At 40.8% G+C, this 451-nt stretch carries 1 protein-coding gene; it reads left to right on the top strand.

Features of this window, described 5'->3' with window-relative positions:
• Positions 1-148: 148 nt before the first annotated feature.
• On the top strand, positions 149-451 hold a 303-nt coding region (locus HI950_RS35470; protein WP_317618512.1), incomplete at its 3' end, for a tyrosine-type recombinase/integrase.

Raw genomic sequence — 451 nt, 5'->3', positions numbered from 1 at the left:
GCTTAAGGAATACCTAGCTAAGCATTCTGATCGATTGAAGCCAAGTAGTCTTGGGCACCGCATCCGTTTTGTACGTTCCTTATTTCGTTTCGCATATGAAGAAACTTATTTACTTACCAACCCTTCACTCAAACTACGTGAGCCCAAAATGGATAAGAGAATTCCTAAGTTTTTAATGGAGGAAGATGTAATCCATCTGAAAATCTCATGTCAGACATTCAGGGAGAGAGCGCTGCTTGAGTTTCTCTACAGCACAGGTTGCCGAATTGGAGAGGTCGAGAAGACAAACATTGAGGATCTGAACTGGGAGAATTGCTCTGCCATTGTTAATGGGAAGGGTTCAAAGCAGAGAGAAGTTTATTTCACCACTGAGTGTAAAGTATGGTTGAAGAAGTATTTAGCCAATCGTGAGGATTCATGTAAAGCCTTATTTGTAACTGATACAAAACCA

The sequence above is a fragment of the Paenibacillus sp. PL91 genome (genome assembly GCF_012935325.2).
Classification (GTDB): domain Bacteria; phylum Bacillota; class Bacilli; order Paenibacillales; family Paenibacillaceae; genus Pristimantibacillus.
The sequence above is the reverse complement of the archived record's forward strand: the minus strand, read 5'-3'. Positions and strand labels throughout refer to the sequence as shown.